General features: G+C 45.4%; 15 protein-coding genes, 1 pseudogene and 1 riboswitch. Of the genes and pseudogenes, 7 read left to right on the top strand and 9 right to left on the bottom strand.

Annotation, left to right across the window (positions count from 1 at the left end; genetic code table 11):
* Window positions 1-7: 7 nt before the first annotated feature.
* Genes sftI through BMZ22_RS15195 form a run of 4 tightly spaced genes read right to left on the bottom strand, consistent with a single transcriptional unit; the run spans window position 8 to window position 4426 of the window.
* A complete protein-coding gene (gene sftI, locus BMZ22_RS15210; protein WP_245745491.1) occupies window positions 8-1348 on the bottom strand; it encodes a sulfoquinovose isomerase in 1341 nt (446 codons plus the stop codon).
* A gap of 38 nt (window positions 1349-1386) precedes the next feature.
* A complete protein-coding gene (locus BMZ22_RS15205) occupies window positions 1387-2196 on the bottom strand; it encodes a carbohydrate ABC transporter permease (protein ID WP_245745489.1) in 810 nt (269 codons plus the stop codon).
* 17 nt (window positions 2197-2213) lie between these two features.
* Window positions 2214-3089, bottom strand: coding sequence for a carbohydrate ABC transporter permease (locus tag BMZ22_RS15200; protein ID WP_090087129.1), 876 nt, complete (start codon window positions 3087-3089; stop codon window positions 2214-2216).
* A gap of 47 nt (window positions 3090-3136) precedes the next feature.
* A complete protein-coding gene (locus BMZ22_RS15195) occupies window positions 3137-4426 on the bottom strand; it encodes an ABC transporter substrate-binding protein (RefSeq protein WP_090087127.1) in 1290 nt (429 codons plus the stop codon).
* 347 nt (window positions 4427-4773) lie between these two features.
* Between BMZ22_RS15195 and BMZ22_RS15190 the strand changes: the two genes are divergently transcribed.
* The 4 genes and pseudogenes from BMZ22_RS15190 to BMZ22_RS15175 all read left to right on the top strand — a co-directional run bounded on the left by BMZ22_RS15190 (window position 4774) and on the right by BMZ22_RS15175 (window position 9739).
* Window positions 4774-5688: a MurR/RpiR family transcriptional regulator gene (locus tag BMZ22_RS15190; protein ID WP_245745487.1), complete on the top strand. Its 915-nt coding sequence runs from the start codon at window positions 4774-4776 to the stop codon at window positions 5686-5688.
* Window positions 5689-5692: 4 nt separating this feature from the next.
* A pseudogene (gene murQ, locus BMZ22_RS15185) lies at window positions 5693-6571 on the top strand (N-acetylmuramic acid 6-phosphate etherase).
* Window positions 6561-8489 carry a glucose PTS transporter subunit IIA gene (locus BMZ22_RS15180; RefSeq protein WP_090087125.1) on the top strand — a complete coding sequence of 643 codons (1929 nt, stop codon included), beginning with the start codon at window positions 6561-6563 and terminating at the stop codon, window positions 8487-8489. The pseudogene murQ and the gene BMZ22_RS15180 overlap by 11 nt, the downstream one beginning before the upstream one ends.
* Window positions 8490-8902: 413 nt before the next feature.
* The gene (locus BMZ22_RS15175; RefSeq protein ID WP_090087124.1) at window positions 8903-9739 is read left to right on the top strand and encodes a YitT family protein; all 837 of its coding nucleotides are present in this window, start codon (window positions 8903-8905) and stop codon (window positions 9737-9739) included.
* 164 nt (window positions 9740-9903) lie between these two features.
* Here the strand turns inward: BMZ22_RS15175 and BMZ22_RS15170 are convergent, their stop codons facing one another.
* The 3 genes from BMZ22_RS15170 to BMZ22_RS15160 form a co-directional block, all read right to left on the bottom strand.
* A complete protein-coding gene (locus BMZ22_RS15170) occupies window positions 9904-11256 on the bottom strand; it encodes an alanine/glycine:cation symporter family protein (protein ID WP_090087122.1) in 1353 nt (450 codons plus the stop codon).
* A 278-nt stretch (window positions 11257-11534) separates the two neighbouring features.
* On the bottom strand, window positions 11535-13148 hold the full coding sequence (locus BMZ22_RS15165; protein ID WP_090087120.1) for a sodium:solute symporter family protein: 1614 nt from the start codon (window positions 13146-13148) through the stop codon (window positions 11535-11537).
* A gap of 125 nt (window positions 13149-13273) precedes the next feature.
* Window positions 13274-13378, bottom strand: a riboswitch (SAM riboswitch).
* 155 nt (window positions 13379-13533) lie between these two features.
* Window positions 13534-14445 (bottom strand): glycine betaine ABC transporter substrate-binding protein, encoded by a 912-nt coding sequence (locus BMZ22_RS15160; RefSeq protein WP_245745485.1) that lies wholly within the window; start codon window positions 14443-14445, stop codon window positions 13534-13536.
* Window positions 14446-14887: 442 nt separating this feature from the next.
* Between BMZ22_RS15160 and BMZ22_RS15155 the strand changes: the two genes are divergently transcribed.
* A complete protein-coding gene (locus BMZ22_RS15155) occupies window positions 14888-15937 on the top strand; it encodes a M14 family zinc carboxypeptidase (protein WP_090087118.1) in 1050 nt (349 codons plus the stop codon).
* Window positions 15938-15986: 49 nt separating this feature from the next.
* Here the strand turns inward: BMZ22_RS15155 and BMZ22_RS15150 are convergent, their stop codons facing one another.
* Window positions 15987-17651: a peptide ABC transporter substrate-binding protein gene (locus BMZ22_RS15150; protein WP_090087116.1), complete on the bottom strand. Its 1665-nt coding sequence runs from the start codon at window positions 17649-17651 to the stop codon at window positions 15987-15989.
* Window positions 17652-18179: 528 nt separating this feature from the next.
* On the opposite strand from BMZ22_RS15150, the gene BMZ22_RS15145 reads away from it, so the two are divergent.
* Window positions 18180-18950, top strand: coding sequence for an acetoin reductase (locus BMZ22_RS15145; RefSeq protein ID WP_090087114.1), 771 nt, complete (start codon window positions 18180-18182; stop codon window positions 18948-18950).
* 201 nt (window positions 18951-19151) lie between these two features.
* Window positions 19152-20408, top strand: a complete 1257-nt coding sequence (gene codA, locus BMZ22_RS15140) for a cytosine deaminase (RefSeq protein WP_090087112.1) — start codon at window positions 19152-19154, stop codon at window positions 20406-20408.
* A 234-nt stretch (window positions 20409-20642) separates the two neighbouring features.
* Here codA and BMZ22_RS15135 read toward each other — a convergent pair whose 3' ends face one another.
* Entirely contained in the window at window positions 20643-22247 is a 1605-nt protein-coding gene (locus tag BMZ22_RS15135) for an alkaline phosphatase D family protein (protein WP_090087110.1), read from the bottom strand.
* Window positions 22248-22508 lie beyond the last annotated feature (261 nt).

The following is a 22508-nucleotide window of genomic DNA, read 5'->3' as shown; positions in this document are numbered from 1 at the left end:
GCTCCCTTCAATGCATTGTATAGACCGACACAGGCAGCTTAAGCTGTTTGCCCAATTCAATTAGGTCATCAGCGATATCCGCATAAACCAAACCGTAATGCGGTTCAAACCCTTCGTCCATTAAATGATAAAGCGTTTCGGTTACATTGGTCTCAAGCTCGACTTCAACCGATGTTCCGTTAAACCGCTGTGGTGTATCCAGCGCTTTTCCGCGCATCACCAGGAGCCTGTAGCCTTCCGGTGTATAGCCGACTCTGAAAATGGTTACTTGACCCGGCTTGAGACCGAATTCCATCGTAAAACCAAGTTTGCGGTTTGGATGAACACCCGGCTGTGCGCCCTGTTCCGGATGAGCCAGCGAATATGCACCGGCACCGCAATGCCAGAAAACAACCGAATTGCTCGCTTCATTAACGTGAACCATATCACCGAGATACGGTGCCTCGCCGCCGGAAAGCTCCTGCAGAATGAACATCGTCAGTGCACCGTGAATATCGGATTCACACGACGAAACGACGCCTTCTTCGGTAAACTGCGACAACGTCGAACACGCAGCTGCGCCCAGTTCATTAAAAAATTCGGGCCAGCAGCGAATCGACAGCGCAGAAATATTGAGGCGATGAATTTCTTCCCGAACGAACGACGTAAATTGGGCAAATCGCATAACCGTTTCATCGCTTGGGTTTAACCCAACCACCTGCTCCTTAGCACGTGCAATTTCTTTCTCCCACTTCGCTTCAGGCATTTGCTTACTTTTATCGAACGCTTCCTGCAGATCCATCCGAATGACATCGATGCCAAATTGTTCTTTCAGCTGTGCTTCATTTGTCCCTGAAAAATAAAACCCCGGCTGATGCTCCCCGAGAACGCCAATATTAAAATTGCTGATGCGCTCAATCAATTTTTTAACGGCGAGATATTGCTTAATTTTTAACTGAACGTGTGCTTCATCCGCATTGCCAAGCACAAACGTATAGGGATGGTCATCAAATTTCAGCACATGACACGTACTGTTCCCGCCCGTCAGTGAGTTGAGCCTGAGCCTTGCACCGACCGCGGGTTCCCTGACCGACCAGACAATAACGGGAGCCTGAATGTAATCGGTCAGCACTCTGATAAACTGCCCGTCCGCAAATGTTATGCTTTGATAAATGACAGCCGTTATATCGTCACTGTTGACATCTTTAATAAATTTTTCCAGTTCAGTCGGTGCGGTAATAATCCGCTCCGGTTCAATAAGCTGATCCGTCAGCTCGTTTAAAAAGAGCGAGCTTTTCTCGCGTTCCTTTTCGCCGGTTTCCATATCAAATGTCTGCCGGCCGATTGGGAGGTATAACAGTTTACCCAAGAAGCATCACTTCCTTTCGTTGTATTGCGATAGATGCATCAGCCTTTTACACTGCCGGACGTCATGCCGGCTACAAAATAGCGCTGCAAAAAGATATACATAATGACCATTGGAACCGAAGCGATCAGAACACCGGTGAACAGCATTGGATAGTTGGTCAAATACTGACCCTGAAAATCAAGCAGCGCGAGCGGAAGTGTTTTATAAGCATTATCGGTAATGAATAATAATGGATACAGCAAGTCGTTCCAGTGCATGACAAATAAAAATATGGCGGTCGCGGAAAGTGATGGCAATGATAACGGAATGACAACCTTTGAAAATATTTGCCAGTTGCCCGCCCCATCTATTGTCGATGCTTCGAATAACTCTTTCGGCAAAGTCTTCATAAAACCTGTTAAGATAAAAACACCCACCGGCAATGTTGACGATATGTTGACTAAAATAAGCCCGAGCAGGCTGTTGGTTAGATCGAGACTTGATACAAGTGAATATAACGGCACCATATTCACTTGAGGCGGCACCATCATCCCGACTGTAAACAATACAAACAGACCATTTCCTTTCCAATTATTCAGCCGCGTTATCCCATAAGCGATCATCGATGCAAAAAATAATGTAAACGAAACCGAAAAAAGCGTCACAACCGAGCTGTTCACAAAATAGCCGGCCATCGTCTGTTCCTGGAATATATTCCTGAAATTATCAAGAATCAGTCCATCAACAGGGATCCCCAATGGGTTATCAAAGGTCTGCTCCAACGTTTTCAATGACGTCAATACGACCATAATTACCGGGACTAATATTAAAATCGCATAGATAAGTACCGCAAACCGTCTGAAAAACAACCTGATTGCCCCTCTCACTAATAAGATACACGACCCGAGCGCAACACTTTAAACTGAATATACGTTATCAATGCAATGATGGCCATAAAGATAACAGAGATGGCTGAAGCATAACCAAAATCAAAGTTTCTGAAAGCGACATTATAAATGTAGGTCGAAATAATCTCCGTCGCGTAATTAGGTCCCCCGCCCGTCAAGGCAAAGACTAAATCAAAAGCCTGGAACGACTGGATGGTCGTATAAGCGATAACGATGGTTGCTGACGGTGCGAGCAAGGGCCAGGTGATTTTTCTGAATATCTGCCACCTGGTAGCTCCTTCCATCTTTGCCGCTTCATATAAATCCATGGGAATGGCATGCAATCCGGCCACAAATATAATGAGCATCTGTCCCGCATGGAACCATACCTGGGTGAATGCCAAAGAATAAATGGCAATATCCCCGTTACCGAGCCAATTTTGTGTCAAAAACCCACGCCCGGTAATCGTCAGCAAGTGATTCAATATCCCGAGGTTCGGATCATAGACGAATGCCCATATAAACGCGACCGATACCGATGATAAGATCGTCGGGAAGAAAAACAAGGCTCGCAGGAAATAGTTAAATTTAGTATTTTTAACCAGAAATATCGCAAACACCAGAGCAACCAACGTCTGGAATATCGCGACAAAAAACATGAATTCCAGATTGTTGCCGACCGACTTCAAGAAAATGCTGTCCCCCATAGCGGCTTTTTCATAGTTTTCCAGACCGATAAAACTATAATCAGCACTTATGCCATCCCAGTCCGTAAACGAATAATATAAAGCACTGACCGTCGGGAATAGAAAAAATAGCGCATACAGAGCTAACCCCGGTATAAAGAACAGATAGATCGATTTTGGTATTTTCATAGAATCAGTCCTTCGTGCTTACGATTTCTGTGAGCCCTACGTTTGCGTTACTCGATATTCTCGTCAACAATCTTCTGCGCCTCTTCAGCTGCGTCTTCTGCAGAAGCACCGCCCAATACGTTTTCAATCGAACCTAGCACCGCATCTTCAACAGACGCATTCGTAATTAAATATCGCGGCTGGAAGCGTGTCTTTTTATCGGTGATCCAATAAGAGGTATTTTGCAGTTCTTCTGAATCATATTGCACATCCTTAACCGTTAGGTGCTGCCCTGTGCCATTTGCATACTGAGAAGCTATTTCCGTATCACTCAAAAAGTCGATAAACTTCCGTGCTTCTTCTTTTTTCTCAGAGTTTTCATGAATAGCGAGCATAAACGTCGCGGTGTGAATACCTTCGTATTCCACTTCACCTTCTTCCACTGTCATTGGCGGCAAAAAGTCCATTTCAAGATCGGGGTTTAATTCTTTTAATGTCGCCATATGGTAAGAACCCGTCGCCAGCATAGCAGCTTCTTCATTCGCCACCATTTGCATCGCCGAATCCTGGTTTGTTCCTAACGCATCATTTTGGAAATAACCATTGTCGTTAAAAAATTTGAAGTCTTCCAGTGTTGACGTCCACCATTCATTCGTCAGCGACTCCTCGCCTGCCTCCAGTTTTTGAAAGACATCTTCATCTTTTGCATTATTCATCATCATACTGTTCATCATCTGGTTTGGTCCGATGTCAGCACCCGGAAAAGCAATTGGAACGATGTCATTTTCAATTAATGTATCAGCTACCTCCTGATATTCAGACCAGTTGGTTGGAGGTTCAAGACCAAGCTCTTCAAACATCCCCTTATTGTATATCGGCATGTTAAAAACCATTTGGTACGGAATCGCCAACTGTTTGCCATCAGCCTGACCAACCCCTAAGGATCCTTCCGAAAATTTACTCACGAAACCCTCATCACTTAAATCAGCAAAGAAACCGGCATCTTGTAACGTTTCGAACTGTGAACCCGGGAACGACGTAAACACATCACCAATCGACCCGTCCCGCAATAGCTGTGGCGCGTTTGACTGGTACTGTTCTGAAGGATAGATATTCATTTCAACAGTGATGTCCGGATTCGCCTCTTCAAATTGTGCAATAATATCTTCAAATACTTCCTTGTCCTCTCCGCGCCAGTGAATAAAACTAAGCGTCGTTGCATCCCCGCCCTCAGAAGCTGCATCGGCATCCGCGCCGGCATCACTTCCGCCTTCCTCCTCCTGACTCGAGTCATCGGCACACGCAGCAATCACAACCATTCCAAGCAACACCATGATAAAGACCAGCCACTTTTTCATTTACTATGAACCTCCCTCAAAAATTTATCATGACAACTTTATAAAGGTACGTACCTTTTAGTCCGGACCACACCTAGCAATACCTTATTGACAGCGCTTTCATCATTTTAAAAAATGAACGCCTCCCCAATTAATTTTTAGTTGCTAGTCTTATTAAAACATTTTCTCAGCAATTATTCAACAATTTTTAAAATTAAAATTATGAAGGGGTCGATTTATGTTGGGGGATTTTCCCTTTTCCACATGCGGCGTTTCAAAAACTGAAATTATATACCAAAATTTATTATATAATTGATTTTTTATTCCGCTAGTTATAACATAAATGTGAAAGCGCTAACGTTAACACGATGGAGGTGGTTCTGCTGGAAGGTATTTTATATAAAGTAAGAGAATCGCTTAATTATGTGAAGCCCTCTGAAGGGGCAGTGGCTGAATATATTTTAAAAAATCCGGAAAAAGTTGTGACAATGACAGTCAATGAGCTTGCCCATGCCAGCTATGCCAGCCCTTCCGCTGTTATGCGCTACTGTCAGACGCTTGGCTACAAAGGTTTTAAAGATTTTAAACTTAAATTATCCGGAGATCTTGCGGTGATTGATTTGCATGACTTGGAACAGGAAACCTTATCACCTGAAGACCCACTCGATAAAATAATGTCGGTCATCACTAATACAAACATCCAGTCGTTGTACAGTTCACTGCAATTGCTGCAAAAAGACCAATTTAAAGCTGCTTATCACTATTTGATTAACGCACGAAAAATTGACTTCTACGGCATCGGCGCCAGTCTGTTAATCGCGTTTGATGCGGTTCAGAAATTTATGCGGATTAATAAAGCGTGTACAGCATACAGTGATTTTCATATGCAAAAGGTCTCTGCAGTCAACTTGGACGAGCAGGATGTGGCAATCGCCATCTCGTACTCCGGCGAAACACAGGAAGTTTTGGACTGTGTGCAAATCGCTCAATCCAAAGGCGCCAAAGTGATTGCCGTAACGAAATATGCCAATTCACGTTTAAGTGATATGGCGGATGCTTTGTTGTATGTAGCCGCTCAGGAAGATGAGTTCCGGAGTGCTGCCATGTCATCGCGCATGGCATCGTTAAATGTAATCGATATGCTCTATACGGCATGTGCTTATGAGGACTATGATAAGTCCCTTGCTCATCTGAACGAAACGTACGACATCATCCAGAAAAGTCAGAAGGAGGAAACCCAACGTGGCCGAAACAAAGACAACAACCGAAGCACAGAATCATAAAACAATGGACTTGGACAACATGAGCACACGGGAAATTTTGCACGTAATGAACGAAGAAGATAAAACAGTTCCCGAAGCGGTGAATGACGAAATTAATCAAATCGAAAAAGCCGCTCAATCGGCTATCAATTCATTTGAAAAAGGCGGCCGGCTCATTTATATCGGTGCCGGCACAAGTGGAAGACTCGGCATTTTGGATGCGGCCGAGTGTCCGCCGACATTTGGTACCGACCCGGAGAAAGTCCTGAGTCTTATCGCCGGAGGCAACGAAGCTATAACATAAGCCGTTGAAGGGGCAGAAGACGACCCTGAGCAAGCGAAAGCAGATTTGAAAAAAGTGCATTTGAATGAAAACGATACCGTTATTGCCCTTGCCGCGAGTGGACGCACGCCTTATTGCATCGGCGGGTTGCAATACAGCAAACAAACCGGCGCGCATACGGCGGCGATCAGCTGTAATAAAAACGCCAAAATCAGCGACTATGCCGATATTCCGATCGAAATTGAAGTCGGCCCGGAAATTTTAACAGGTTCAACCCGATTAAAAGCAGGCACAGCGCAAAAACTGGCATTAAATATGATTTCAACAAGTTCCATGATCGGAATAGGGAAAGCGTATAAAAATCTGATGGTCGATGTGCAGCCAACCAACGAAAAGCTTCGGAATCGGGCGAAAAACATTGTTTCGCGTGCTGCCCAAACCGATGTCGAGACCGCCGCAGCCTTTTTGGATCAATCGAAGCAAAACCCAAAAATAGCCATTATTATGATTACATTACAATGCAGTTATGATGAAGCGAAAGCCCACCTTGAAAGGGCGAATGGATTCGTGCGTGAAGCTATCAAACTGGCAGATAAGGAAGGTGACCACCATGAACAATAAAGAACTGGCACAAATAATTGTCAAAAACCTTGGCGGCGAGGGAAACATTGCCAGCCTCACAAATTGTATTACCCGGCTGCGGATTAATCTTAAATCGCGGAACAACGTAAATCTTGAAGCGATCAAAGGCTATGATGAGGTCTTGAGCGTCATCGACCAGGGGACAATCCAAATTGTATTGGGACCCGGAAAAGTAACAAAAGTTGCCAATGAAATTCATGAAACGACGCGCATCAACGTTGATGTTGAAGGTGAGGATGACGACAGCGAATTCGATCTCGCCGAAGATACAAAGGCGTCCTATAAAGCAAAACAAACCTCACGTTTTCAGCAGCTGTTCAGACACATTGGCAACATTTTCGTGCCAATTGTGCCGGGGCTCGTTGCATCAGGGTTAATGCTCGGTATTGCCAACCTGATTTCGAACATGGCTAATGCCGGCATGATCGAGGAGGCCGTACTCGAATCAGACTGGTACATGCTGCTGCAATCAATCGGCGGGCTTCTCTTTGGATCACTCGGTGTTTTTGTCGGTATCAACACCGCAAGAGAATTCGGCGGAACAATGGTGCTTGGTGGTATTGCAGGGTTATTGATTTATGCGCCGGTTTTAGATGATATCAGCACATTAAGTTTATTCGGACTGGATTTGAGTATCAGCTCAGGTCTCGGTGGTCTGTTAGGTGCTATTATAGCTGCTTATCTGTTTACAAAGATAGAGAAATTTGTCCGTAATCGTGTGCATGATAGTCTGGATCTTATTTTAACACCACTTATCACGGTTATGGTCGGGTCTCTTGCAACAATCGTCGTCATCCAGCCGATTGCCGGCATACTGATGGACGGCATTACATGGTTCCTTGTTGACGTCATGCTCGAAGCAGGCGGCATCTTTGGCGGGTTTATTCTGTCAGCAACCTTCCTTCCATTGGTAACCGTTGGTATGCACCAGGGGCTGATTCCGGTCCATTTGGAATTGATTGAACAGTTTGGCTCAACGACATTACTTCCAATTCTTGCCATGGCAGGCGGCGGGCAAGTCGGTGCGATGATCGCAATTTATCTTAAAACAAAAAGCAAACGATTGAAAAATACCGTTGCAAGTGTCACGCCAGTAGGTTTTCTCGGGATTGGTGAACCATTGATCTATGGTGTTACCCTACCACTCGGCCGTCCGTTTATTACAGCGAGTCTTGGTGCCGGTTTCGGTGGTGCATTCCTGTCCCTGTTCAACGTAGGAGCCATTACTGTGGGTCCATCAGGCCTCGTCATGATCCCGCTCATCGCAGACAACAACTATTTACTGTATGTTATCGGACTGGTCATTTCCTATATCGGCGGGTTCACACTGACGTATCTGTTTGGCTTTAAAGAAGAAATGGTCTACAAACTTTACGGGGAAACCCCGGCTCAGAATGACACTGCGCAGCCGAAGCGGGAAGCGGCTGCAGCTAAAGAAGATAATGACGATACAATTATTAAAAGTCCTTTAACAGGTGAATTGCATCCATTGAACGAACTGACCGATGAAGTTTTTGCAAATGAACTCGTCGGAAGAGGCATCGCCATTTATCCAACTGAAGGCAAATTGTATGCACCTGCTGCGGGGACCGTGTCGACGGTTTACCCAACCGGCCACGCTGTTGGCATAACAACCGGCAATGGTGCAGAGATCCTGTTGCATATTGGCCTCGATACAGTCGATATTAAAGAAAAGGTATTTGATCTGCATGTGGCACAGGATGATGAAGTGAAAGCAGGTCAGCTGTTATGCACGTTCGACATCGACGCCATTAAAGATAAAGGGTACGACATCGCGTCGCCCGTTGTGATTACCAACTCAAACAACTATGAAGCCATCACACCTGTAACCGAGAAGCACGTAGAAGCAGGCGGCAAGCTGCTGGAAGTGAAATAAGGAATATATTGAAACAAGGACCGCGGTGTTGTAGTTCCGCGGTCCTTTTAATAGTGATTTAGAGCGATGCGCTGTAAACTACAGCGATGAATGGTCAATCTACAGCGATTTTCTTCTCATTTACAGCGCAGCTTTATCCTCAAAAGCTTTTCCCGCACGAGTTGAGGCTGCTCTCGCACGAGTTGGGGCGGTTGACACTCGTTCCAAAGCCCGCCCCGCACGAGTTAGCATCACCCCTCGGCAGCTTTCACAATCATCTTCACGCGACCTGCTGCAGGCGCCTTTGATCGAACCTTTGACCTGTCAAAAGCAATCCTTTGGTAAACAATTGCTGACTATAAATAAACATGCTAAACTGTGCCCAATATAGAGCAGACGAAAGCTTTTTATAGTTGTACAAGGAGATGTAGGATATGAACAAGTTGACAAGTGATGTAATCATGATCATCGCCGGTTCATTACTTTATGCATTGGCGCTGACTTTTCTGGCGATCCCGAACAATCTGGCAGACGGCGGGCTGCCCGGGTTATCGCTTATTTTGTACTACGCATTCGGCTGGTCGCCGGGGATCGTGAATTTTATTTTAGCATCCATCATTTTGCTGATCGGCTACCGGGTACTGCCAAGGCGTACTATATTTCTGACGGTAATGACGGCACCGCTTCTTTCATTTTTTATCTATATAACGGAACAAAAGGTTGAGTCTTTGGGGGACCCGCTTGTTTCGGCTATTTTTGCGGGCTTTTTCATTGGTATCGGGGCCGGGCTTATCCTGCGAACCGGCAGTTCCATGGGTGGAACGAGCGTCATCGCACGCATGTTCAATCACAACTTTGGCTGGGATTTGACGCGAACAAACTTTGCACTCGACGCAATGATTGTCTCATCCGGGCTTTTTATCATCGGTCCGCTCAATACGATGTATACCATCGTTTCATTATTTGTTGGCAAGAAAGCGACCGACATTATCCTGGAAGGGCTTGATACACGCAAAGCCGTTAGCATTATTTCCGCCTATGCGCCGGAAATCACCGATGAAGTTGTTCAGCAAATGAAAACGAGCGCAACGGTTTTTGAGGGCTATGGCGGTTTTACGAAAGATAATGCCGATATGGCCTACATCATCATTAATAAATACCAGCTGATGAAACTCAAGCGTATTATTAATGACGTCGATGACCGGGCGTTTGTTGTCATTCATGACGTCCGTGACGTATTCGGCGGCAGCTTTTCCTGGGCAAAAAAATGATAGTCACTTAAAAAACTTGGCCTTCACGAAATCTGCAGAAAGCCAAGTTTTTTGTTTATCGAATTGCCTGCTCAGACGCTTACTTCCTAGTACGACCACCGTGATTTCAAACCAAAAAGCACCCCCCTGCATTAACCGGGGAGTGCTGGTCTGACATTAAATACTCAGGAAGCTTTTTGATTTTCTTCTTTTGCTTTTTCCTGGAAACGTTTGGTTTCATAAATAATGACTCCTGAAAGTCCGAGCAGGCCGATAAGGTTCGGTGCTGCCATAAGACCGTTTAAGACGTCCGACAGAGCCCAGATAACATCAAGTGACACGGTCGCGCCGACGAAAATGAACAGCACGAAAACAATGCGGTAACCTTTAACAGCAGCAGTGCTTTTAAATAAATATTGGAAACATTTTTCGCCGTAGTAACTCCACCCCAAAATAGTCGATGTCGCGAAAAATAATAATCCAAATGTGACTAAGTACGGCCCAACGCCACCCAGCAATGTACCAAACGCGGTAGCTGTCAGCACCCCTGCTTCGATGGAACCGTTCTGCCAATCACCGGACATAACAATGGTAATACCGGTGATGGAACAAACAATAAACGTATCGATAAGAACTTGTGTCATGGAAACGAGCGCCTGTCTGCCCGGCAAATCGGTCTTGGCCGCAGCCGCAGCAATCGGGGCAGAACCCAAACCAGCCTCGTTGGAGAACAATCCCCGCGCAATCCCGAAACGGATCGCAGCACCAATGGCACCGCCTGCAGCAGCTTCGCCGGAAAACGCATACGTAAAGATCGTTCCAAGTGCTTCCGGAATAAGATTAAAATTTAGAATCATAACAATTAAACCGCCAAGAATATAAAATGCAGCCATAATCGGCACAAAGAATGCCGTCACCCGGCCGATCCATTTGATTCCGCCAAGAATAACCAACCCTGCGAAAATTACCAGCGCAACGCCCGTTACCCAAAACGGCACTGAAAATGTATCATTCATTAAGTCCGCAACAGCCTTAGCCTGCGTGCCGTTGCCTATACCAAATGCGGCAAGCGCCCCGAATATCGCAAACAAAACCCCGAGCCATTTCTGTTTCAGACCATGCTCCAAATAATACATCGGGCCCCCGGCCATATTTCCTTCAGGGTCTTTTACACGGTATTTTACAGCTAAAATGGCCTCGCCATATTTGGTTGCCATACCGAAAAACCCTGCTACCCACATCCATAAAATAGCACCAGGTCCACCGAGCACAACAGCCGTTGCGACACCGACAATATTACCGGTCCCGACCGTCGCTGCCGATGCCGTCATCAGCGCCTGGAAATGGGAAATATCGCCCTCCGATTTCTTATCCTGATTTCTCGAAAAAGCTAGTTTTAATGCGTAAGGCAATGAGCGCACCTGGAGCACACCCAGCCTGATTGTCAAATAAACGCCTGTACCTACCAAAAGAACAAGTAAAGGCACGCCCCAGACAATCCCGCTGACTTGGCCTAAAAATTCTTCAATCTGCGCCATAAGCAGTCTCCCCCTCTTGTTTTTAAATTCAAATCATAAAACTCAATCTGCCCTCCTTCGTAAAATAGTTTTTGCCCCATCAAAATGCGTGTCATCACGCTTGTTTGATTATATCTAGTGAACCGAAAATTCTGTAATTTGTCAATAGTGATTTTTTCAAAATAAGCCCCATTACTTAGAACGATAACGGAGGGCGGTGAAAAAATATTTATTAAATTTTTTTGGAATAAAAGAGGGGCTCGTCCATATGCAGCCCCCTTCTTAGTGCCTTTTTGAACTTAGAAATTTGAAACCTCCCGCAGCTGCTGCTTACGCTCATCTTTCGGCCGAACAAATCGAATGACGGTGATGAAAAAGCTCAGCACGGAGGCAAACATAACTAAACCGAATAAACCGTTCCCGTAGATTGGTGCGAAATAAACAGTATTGATGCCAACAAGCACAATGCCTGCAATCAAACCGAGATACGCCAGGCGATCCGTTCGCCGCACAAACCATTCTGATTGCCTGTCCAACAGTGTCACCACCACAATGGAAAAGATATTAACGCTGCTTCCGATCCATACCGGGTGTATATTCAAGAAAAACGCATTCGGATCCCAATCGCCCAAATAATACCATGAAAGACCGCTCGCAAAGCCGAAAAATAACGCGGCAACAACAGCACGCTTAGTCACCACCGGCCAAAACAATGCAGCAACGACAGGGGCAAATGTAGCACTGTTACGTATCGTCCATGCCATCACATTCCACCATGCGGACTGTTCCGTGCGCATCAGGCCAAACACAATCATAAGCACTGTCAAGACCAGTAAAGACAATTTCGTATAGTGAATCAACTGATTTTCAGATGCAGCAGGTCTGATGGCACTGCCGACATCACGCCCCAGACTGGTCGCACCGGAAAATTGGCAAGGGCCGCCCCAACCGAGTGCACACGCCCAGACACCAAGGAAAAATAGACCGACCAGCGGCGCGGGCAACGCTTCCATCATATAAAGCGGAACACCGATTAACCCGGTCTGTGCATCAGGGACAACGCTCACCGCCGCCATTCCAAACAAGACGCCGCCAAGGATGAATGGAACGGCCATGAAGCCCGCCATAATGAGTCCTTTTTGCCCTTCTTCAGCTGATTTGGCGGACAGTGCCATCTGAAAAGCAGCCTGGGCGAGAATAACATTAACAAGGAAGGTGGCGAACCAGACAATAATCACCTGGAGCCCGGCATTTCCGAAATCAAACATGGCCGGCTGCTCAAGTGCAAGCGTCCGTAAGCCATCAATCCCCGGCTCGATGAAAAAGGCAATCGCACCAATAATGATCATGATACTGAACAAAACGATATTCATCGTTTGCGTAAAGGCGAGCGACCACATACCGCCCGACTGCAGATAGATGAAAAGCAGAATAGCGGTAAATGCCACTGAAAGCGATAGTGAAATGCCGGTAAATACGTGAATGGCAGAAGCAAACGCAATCGCAGTTGCCACCGACCACATCGGAAAAGCAAACGCCGTAATCGCTCCGGCCACGCCTTTTGCCGCCCGTCCATACTGATCACCAATCAAACCGGAAACGGTCACCATCATCTTGTTCCGGAAAGGACGTATGATCAAAAACGCAATAATAAAGATTTGTACGATTTCTGCGACGCCATACCAGACAGCGGACACACCACTTAAATAGGAAAGCTCAAGAATCGATATGTACGATGATCCGGAAAATAATCCCGTGATGCAAAACGCTACGATCCATTTATTAAACTTGCGGTTGCCCACAAAATAACTGTTCTTGCTCGTCAATCGCCGTTTCGCCACTTGGCCCGCAATGATCAATGCTGCCGTATAGCCAACCGCCAAAACGATTATCCATAACCCATACGATGTCATGATTATTTTCCCCTTTCTTAATTAAATCGATAACTTTACTTAGTTTAAGGTGAGAAGTTCCCTATTTAATCAATCAAAAAGCCCCCTTCCTGAATAAGAAGAGGGCTGAAATAACATGACACCTCTCCTTATCTTTCAGACGTTAGTCTGCTGGAATTGGCACAGTACTCAGAACGAGCCCGCTGCCGAGGCTTCACAGGGCCATTACCCTCCACCTCTCTGGATAAGAAGTTCATTTATATTAGATTTAATTTACATTGTTCTGATGCGTTAGTCAATGCCTATGCGGAAATTTTCTTAAAATCAGGACAGAGATCCCGTCCGTGCGTCCCTCCTAAAACCGTATAAAAACCAGCGATGACGCATCATCGCTGGTTTTTTAAAATTATTCTGTTGGCACACCTTCAAGCCATTCGTCTACCAGGTCAGGGTTATTGTCGATAAATTCCTGCACAACCTCTGCCGGGTCCTGGTCTTCCGCGTGAACTTTCGGCATCATTTCGTTGAGCATATCGTAATCTTCATTATATTGCTCCATCACTTTATACGCGCGTGGTGCATCTTCTTCCAAACCATCGCGGGCAACGGTGAAAATTTGGTCGCCTTCCCCACCGTAAATTTCTTCTGGATCTTCAAGCATTGTCAATTCCATCGTTCCAAAAATCCAATGCGGCTTCCATAGTGGTACAATAATTGGTTCCTCATTCTCTACTGCTGCCTGCAATTCAGTCAGCATCGCTGCTTCCGAACTTGACGTCAGTTCCCAATTTTCAAGACCATATTCTTCCATAGCTTCTTCGGTATTTTGCATAATACCGGCACCCGGATCGATTCCGGTAATGGTCCAGTTAACTGATTCACCGAGTTCTTCATTGCCTTTTAAGTCCTCAACCGAGGTAACATCCATATAACTTGGAACAGCAAGAGCCAGCGGTGCTGAGTCAAGAACCTGTTTGACTTTCACAATGTCTTCGCTGTATTGCTCCCAATACGGTGCGTGCGTTGCCGGAAGCCATGCCGATGTATGGAAATCAGCGGATCCATCCGCAACACTTGACCACATCGCGCCTGCTTCGACCTGTTTTAAGTCAACCGTATAGCCGACTTTTTCAAGCAATGCAGCCAGCATATGGGTACTGATCGTTTCCCGCGCCCATGCCACGTATGGCTGCGTTAATTCTTCCTGGCCGATTTCAGGACCTTCACTGTTGCTTTCCTCAGATCCTTCTTCACCTGATGAATCAGTGCTTTCTTCTTCGTTGCTGTCTCCACCGCCGCATGCAGCTAAAATCAACATAAGCATTAAGGCTAAGAATGTCAGCCCCAACTTAAATTTGCGATCTGTAAAAATTGAAAAAACCCCCTTAAAAATTTCATCGTGCTAAGAAATAGGCTAATTTTCCTGCTGCTATGTATTTATTAAGTATCCTAGCACTTTTTTTCCGGAAAAATAAAGCCATTCTTTACAATATCAAAGATACAGCTTAACACCAAAAATGTATTCCGAAGTTATGATGTGAATCTGTAAGAATCCTTTCGATATTTTGAATTAAAGTGGTTTATTGGACTATTTTAGTGAAAATAAGCGAAATACAAGCTTTTTCAGGACTTCGGCTATTACTAAGGATGCTGCGGCACGGTGCATACCAGACTTTTCTCCCATTTCCACCAATACATGAAGGACTTTATTGAAAAATGTCGAAAAATATCTATTGAGCGAAATAACAAAGGAGGATTCCATGAAGAAACAGCTGTTAACAGCGTTGATCAGTGGAGCAGTCGTTCTGGGAAGTTATACGAGTACGGCACCGATTGCAAACGCGGCTGGAAATGGACCTGAATATCAGGGGCATGAAACAATCAACACACAGATTTTGCATTCGTACGAGGAAATGATGACTTATTTGGAAAAGCAAAACCAAAAACAAGCGCACATGGACATGGAAATTATCGGGGAAACCGTTAAAAAGCGGGAGATTCCGCTCGTTAAGTATATGAGCAACCCTAATAACCCGACGATTTTATATCTCGCCCAGCAACATGGAGATGAAGCGTTGACGACCGAGGGGATGCTCGACTTCATAAAATCGCTCGGCACCGGCAAAATGAAAGGTGTGCTCGATGGTGTCAACATTTTGATGATTCCAATGTACAATGCCGATGGGGCAATGGCGGATGTCGACCATGAACTTGAGGATTACGCCGCAAAAGGACCGCGCCACTTGACACGTCATAACGCCAACGATGTCGACCTTAACCGGGATCATGCAGATCGTACACAGCCGGAAACACAAGCGCTGCATGAGAATGTGCTTCAGCAATATGATATTGACTATATGATGGACCTGCATCATCAGGGCGCTCAATGGGTAAAAGATGGAAAATATGTATCCGGAGCGATTTTCTACCCGCATCCTGACTATACCGATGAAGATGTGCTTTATCAGTCAAAACAGCTTGGTTCGGTTATCTATAATGCGATCGAACCAAAGGGCTGGGGGCACCTGGCAAAATACGCTGGAAAGGGATCTGCCTACAGCCCGGGCATCGGGGTATACGGAATTGCCAATGCATATGATATTTCCACATTTTTGTTTGAAATGCGCGGCACCGCTGACAACGCCAACGACTTTGAAGTACTTGGGCAAAAAAGTAACGGCTACCTGACGAAGCAAACAGTCGTGGCAATGGAAGAAACGGCCCGCTCAATCGCAGACCGTTCTATTTTGAAGGAAGATATCTCGTTCTGGGAAGACCTGCCAGTGCAGGAATCTATTTTGGAAGAGTAAGAACATCTATTAAAAATGTTACAGAGAAAATCTCTGTAACATTTTTAGGTTATTCAGCTATATCAATCCATTTATAGTTATCGGCGCTGACTTTATACGTGTGAAAATTCGTGACATTATCTTTCTGCAAATAAGCCGTGCCGGACTGATAGAGCGGAACAAGAACGGCACTTTCTTCAATCAGCTTTCTTTCCGCTTCCAATAGGGCATTCCACCGTTCCATCGGCTTATCCGCCAACGAAGATTTCGACTTAAGCACCAGCTCATCATATGCTTCATCCGAATAACCCGTATGATTGCCAGGACTGTCCGTAATAAACAGATTCAAATACGTCATCGGGTCCTGGTAGTCACCGCTCCAGCCCGTTAAAATCAGTTCGTAGTTTTGATTGACGTTCGCATCAACACTTTGTTCAGGCGGCACATTTTTAACAGTGACCGTCAGTCCCTCAAGCGCAGACTCCCACTGATGCTTTAGGTTTTCAGCAACCGTGACGGACGAACTTGAATCAGACGTTGTCAGGGCAAATTCCAGCTCATCCTTGCCCAACTCTTCTAACCCTTTTTGCCAGTGTTCCTTCGCCTGTTCGACATCATAGTGCATCAGTGGTCCATTTTCCTCGCGAAAGTCCTCGCCGGTTTCCGGATTTTCCGCAACACCGCGCGGCACCGTGCCATAGAGTACCTCAGACCCATTATTAAGAATGTCGTTAGCGATAACATCCCTGTCCAGCGCCATATTCAACGCTTTGCGGATATTCAAATTTGCAAGGTCGGTTGTTTCACCATCTTTTCCCTGATTCATTTTCAAAAAGCGGACACCGCCGGTCAAAAAGGTATGGTACGCATCATCCGAGCCATATTGGTCAACAAATTCGCCTGTCAAATCCACTCGGGCCAGCTGATCGTTTTCGTAAAGGTCCACCGCGGTCTGCGTATCTTTTACAACATTGACTTCAATTTTATCAACATTAACGGCTTCTTTGTCCCAATATGTATCGTTTTTGGCATAGGTCCATGTATTGCCGGTGCCGTTCCAATCTTCCAAAACAAACGGCCCATTGTACAAGGTGTGCTCGCTGGTGGTTGCGTATTTCTCCCCCTGCTCCTCTATGAACGCTTCAGGTTGAGGGAAAAAGGTTGCTGTCGTTAATAAATCTTTGAAATATGGCACCGGTTCTTCCAGCGTCACTTGCAATGTTTTTTCATTCAGCGCTTCTACGCCTAGTTCATCGACCGGCTTTTCACCTATTAAAATTTCCGTAGCACCCGCCACGATTTCCTCAAACTGCGGTCCGTACGCGGCTCCTGTCTCCGGGTTCACCGCCTTTTTCCAGGCGTATTCGAAATCATCTGCTGTAACCGGGGAACCATCAGACCACGTGGCGTCTTCTCTTATTTCAAATGTATAGACGCGATTATCGTCAGTCACTTCAGGTTCGCTGGCTGCCATAGCGAGTTGTGGTTTTCCATCTTCATCAAGACGATACAGTCCCTCGAACACTTGATTAATAACATTGAAGCTGAAATTATTATCTGCCATGACAGGATCTAAACCCGGAATCTCGCCGGGCGCGCTCAGTTGGACCACTTTTTCTTCATTGGTGTTGGCGTTGTTTCCTGCAGCTGATTCTTCTTGTTCCTCTCCACTGCAAGCTGCCAGCATAATCAACGCCAACAGCAAAACAGGTAAAATCTTTCGTATGTCGTTCATTTAAACCTCCCCCTTCTTAGTTGCCAGGCAAACTATCATCGCCTTTTAAGTATTTATACAATAATAAACTGCACCTGTTTAAAGGATGCAGTTTTTTTAAAATTCATGACCGTTTATCTCTACTGTATCAGGAAAATAAGAACCGAGCATGTAAGATTGGTGCGCCTTTAACTTGCGAGATGAAGCAACGGCTAAACTGCTTATACAAACTTAATGTATTTATCTTAACATGCAAGAAGCGATTATCAAGTTTTTGGACGCTCTTTAAACGCGGAAATTTTTGGTCGATGGAGCTGAGGCTATTCTTACCCGGATTGGTGGGTGTCTCGCTCGTTCTGGGGCTTTTCTCGCTCGAGTTGATGTTGTCCTCGCTCGTTCTTTGTTCGTCTTCGATTGACTTTGCGCTGTCTTCGATGGTTTTGTGCATAAAGGCGCCGTTACAACTGTGGCCTATTCGCAGGACCATGTTTACTTAAACATCACTAAGGAAAATATATATGAAGAGATTATTAATGAGGTGATGAATAGATGAGTAAAACAGCTGTTATAACCGGTGGCGCCCAAGGCATCGGGAAAGGAATTGCACAACGCCTTGGCAATGACGGGTTCAACATTGTAATAAGTGACATGAACATTGATTTGGCTAATGAAACCGCTGAGGAGTTTAAACGTAACGGTTTTGAAACCATTGCTGTAGAAGGCAATGTTTCAAACCAGGACGACCAATTTGCACTCGTTTCCAAAGCGGCCGAACAATTTGGATCTGTCGATGTTTTTGTGAACAATGCTGGTATCGATCAAGTGGAAGCCATTGAAGACATAACTCCCGATAATTTAAATAAAATCTTTAATGTCAACGTGAACGGGACCGTTTATGGAACGCAGGCAGCAGCGAAACAAATGAAAAAACAGGATGGCATTGGAAAAATCATAAACGCGTGCAGCATTGCAGGCAAAACAGCGTTCGAATTGCTTGGTGCTTATTCTGCTACTAAATTCGCTGTCAATGGACTGACACAAGTTTCCGCAAAAGAACTCGCCCAATTTGATATTACTGTCAATGCTTATTGCCCCGGTATCGTTGGCACGAGCATGTGGGATCGTATTGACGCCGGAATGGTCGACTATAAAGGTTTAGAACCGGGACAAGCTTGGGAGCAACAAGTTAACAGCATTCCACTACAGCGTTCCCAGACGCCGGAAGATGTTGCAAATCTTGTTTCCTATCTTGCTTCCAGCGATTCCGATTATATGACAGGCCAAGCAATAAATATTGACGGCGGTATAGAAGTCCATTAAAACAATAAGCTGGATGATGAGGTTTCGTGCCTTATCATCCAGTTTTTATATAACTTTTTGAATCTACATAACATAACTTTCTTGTTTACTATTTATATCACCTATAGAATCATATCTGTTAACCCTCAACCCCCCAAATTACCACTAACACACCTAATTTGATAAAATAAACATGCTAATATCATAAGGAGAGATGGATAAGTGTTATTAAAAAATGCAAAATTGTATAAAGAAGAAGGGCTCAAAGATATCGTGATTCAGTCGGGCCAAATTCAGTCGATCAACCCGGCTTCGGGTACCAACGAAGCAACCGAGGAGACCATTGACCTCGAAGGAAAAATCGTGTTGCCCCCTTATGCTGAACCGCATATCCATTTGGACTATGCACTGACCGCGGGGACACCGCGATGGAATAAATCAGGTTCAGTCTTTGAAGGGATTGAAATTTGGGCTGAACGGCGCGAGATAGTAGACGAATCGAAAGACGACATTAAACAGCGGGCGTTACAGGCGGTCAAGATGCAATTGAAACACGGTGTCCAGCACGTGCGCACGCATGTCGATGTCAGTGATCCGACATTAAGAGGATTGGAGGCATTGCTCGAAGTAAAAGAAGAAATGAAGCAGTGGATGGATATCCAGCTTGTCGCCCTCCCGCAAGAAGGCATGTATACCAAGCCCGAGGGAGAGGAATTGCTTGAAAAAGCGATCGCGATGGGAGCCGATGTTGTAGGTGGTATCCCCCACTATGAACTGACCCGGGAAGACGGGATACGCTCGATCAAAACATCACTTGATCTTGCGGAAAAATATAACAAATTGGTTGATATTCACTGTGACGAAATTGATGATGAGCAGGCAAGATATCTCGAAACGCTTGCTGCTGTGACGATTAAAATGGGCATGCAAAATCGTGTTACGGCAAGTCACACAGCAGCAATGGGTTCTTATAATAATGCGTATACGTACAAGCTTTTCCAAACTTTAAAAAAGGCAAAGATTCACTTTATTGCATTACCGAAAGCTAACCTGCATTTACAGGGACGGTTTGACAGTTACCCGGTCCGCCGAGGGTTAACACGTGTAAAAGAACTGCTCCATGAAGGCATCAATGTTTGCTTCGGACTTGATTCAATTATGGATCCATGGTATCCGCTCGGCAATGGTGATTTGATGGATGTGGTTGACACAGGGCTGCATGCCTGTCACATGACGGATTATGATCACATTGTGACGGCACTTGACCTGGTCACCATAAACGGTGCTAAAACCCTGGCGATCACAGACGATTATGGTGTAACGGAAGGCAATAGTGCGAATCTGATCGTGATTGATTCGGATTCAGAGTATGAAGCAATTCGCACACAGGCACCTGTGCTTTACTCGATTCGAAACGGCGAAATTATCGTTCAAACAAAACCTGCCGAAACGACCATGAATATTTCATTCGGCAGCTGATCCGGCTGCCATTTGCCGTTATACGAAAAACGTGGCCGGCCATAACTTAAATTTCAATATAAAAGACGAACGATTAGGCCTAACATCGTTCGTCTTTTATTTACTTTCATTTGTCTCAGGCCCCATTCTTTAATTTAACGGCTTGTATAACCACCTACAGAGTGAATGATTATTTTGTCAAAACCGGGCACTGGCTACCTGCTGCGCATTTGTTCGCAGACATCAATCTGCATGTTACAATCGCTTCGGGGACAACGATCCCGTCCCCGTGTCCCTGAACTGCAATCCCGGCTTGCCATTTTCAACCGTAAAGCTGGCACATGTTCTGATCGGGGCACCCGGTACGGACACATATGGAACGACAAGGTGATCGGTTTGCCACCGTTCGTGGGTAACTTGACAGCGAATATAACCGCGCTGGGCGTTATAGAACGGGACATGCTTATTTTCTTGCCATACTGCAGCGAAGTTTTTATCCGCTCCATCTCCGCCTGATGAAATGGAGGTCGTGACAAATTCCGTCCCGACGGTGGCTGAATCCGGATCCTGGAAATCCTCCTTCAACTCCGCAGCAACATGGCGGTGGATGTCCCCGGTCAGGACTATCGGGAGGTTGACGGCTTCATCTTTAAATTTATCAAAAATCCGATTCCGATTAGCCACGTAGCCATCCCAGTGATCGATGCTATAGATTCCGTCCAAACCTGTATCCCAGTTAATTTCTGTCATCATAACCGTCTGAGCCAGCACATTCCAGACCGCCTGTGACCGGGTGAGGTTATCCATCAGCCACTTTTCCTGATGATTTCCCAGCATTGTAAGTTCAGGATTCCGTCGCTTCTCAGCTTCCCCTCCAAACACAGACGTTGACGGAACAGTGCCATCATTCCTGTATTGACGGGTATCCAATATGTTAAATTCAGCTAAATTCCCGTAGTTGAATTTTCGGTAAATCCGTGTGTCAGCCGTTTCCGGGATGAATGTTGACCGAAGCGGGAGATTCTCATAATAAGCTTGATAGGCATCTGTCCGCTGTTGAAGAATTTCATCAGGAAACACGTGATTCAGCACATTGGCGTCCGCAGCCTGATTGTCAAGTTCTTCATCATCCCAGATGAAAATCCATGGAAAAGCAGCATGTGCGGCTTGAAGATCAGGATCCGTTTTAAATAACGCGTATCTGAGACGGTATTGGTTCAACTGGATCACTTTTGCACGATGGGCTTCTGAAAGGAATTGTTGTCGGACCAGATGATTCGTATCAATCGGGTATTCATAAATATAGTTGCCAAAAAACATAACGAAATCCAGATTATCGGCGGCCATATGCTGATATGCCGTGTAATATCCATCATACCAGGCCTGACAGGACGCCATCGCAAATGAAAGATCTGAAACGGAACTGTTTGCAGCAGGGAGTGTTTTGGTTCGGCCAATCGGGCTGACGGCAGACCCTGTCTGAAAACGATAGTAATAAAAACAATCAGGCTCAAGGCCATCCACTTCAACATGCACCGCGTGATTTAATTCAGGTAGCGCTCCAGCACTGCCACGCTGTACGACATAGTGAAAATTCGGATCCTTGGCAATTTCCCATTCCACGACAACATTTAAATCAGGCATGCCACCCAAACCATTTTCCGCCAGCGGTGAAGGAGCCAACCTGGTCCAAAGCACAACGCTGTTGGGAAGCGGGTCCCCCGAAGCAACACCTAATTGAAACGGATTATTTTTAAATGACGGCGTATACACACCAGCTAATTGTTCAGATGGCATAAGGCTCTTTTCAACGATTGACGCAAGCGACTCGCCGCCAAATTCCGAGAATTGATTGATCATGATACGATTCTCCTCTCCTTTTCGTAATCACCCTTGATTAGCGACACTACGATTCTACGTGCATCCCAGCCATTTCATATTACAGACAACCGTTGCCAATCCGTCCTCCTTTAAATCCATTTGATGCCATGTTATCGAATGTTTATTAATATGGTATAAATTCTGTCTAAAGATTTTGTTAATTATATTCATGGTCGCGGAATGACAACGTCTCTCAAATGAATTCACGTTATTTTTTTAAAATTCATCTTGACATCGCCA

The sequence above is a fragment of the Lentibacillus persicus genome, assembly GCF_900112705.1.
GTDB lineage: Bacteria > Bacillota > Bacilli > Bacillales > Amphibacillaceae > Lentibacillus > Lentibacillus persicus.
This window is presented reverse-complemented; position numbering and strand designations above follow the sequence as displayed.